The 442-nt window shown below is 63.3% G+C and carries 1 protein-coding gene; it reads left to right on the plus strand.

What is annotated here, in order from left to right:
• Positions 1-442: AMP-binding protein (locus ACL02S_RS24220; protein ID WP_412804800.1), on the plus strand; the 442-nt coding region annotated here is incomplete at both ends.

A 442-nucleotide genomic window follows, 5' to 3' on the forward strand; every position in this document is an offset into this window, starting at 1 on the left:
TCGTAATGCGACCGAGTGGGTGGTGGATGGGTCGTTGACGTTGGTGTCGTTGTTGGATGCGGCGGTCGCGGCGGGGCCGGGTGAGGTGGCGTTGGTCGCTGATGGTGGTGAGTCGGTGACGTATGGGGAGTTGGATGTTCGGGTGAATCGTCTTGCTCGGTATTTGATGTCGTTGGGTGTGGGGCCGGAGTCGCGGGTGGGGTTGGTGTTGCGGCGTTCGGTGGATTTGGTGGTCGCGATGTACGCGGTGGCGAAGTCGGGTGGGGCGTATGTGCCGGTGGATCCGGATCAGCCTGCTGAGCGGACGGATTACATTCTGCGGGTTGCGGCGCCGGTGTGTGTGTTGACCGATGCCGATGCCGATGCCGGGTTCATTGCCGGTGTGGCGCCGGTGGTGCGGGTCGATGAGCTGGATTTGGGTGGTGTGGATGGGTCACCGGTT

Source organism: Nocardia spongicola (genome assembly GCF_047200775.1).
Lineage (GTDB): Bacteria > Actinomycetota > Actinomycetes > Mycobacteriales > Mycobacteriaceae > Nocardia.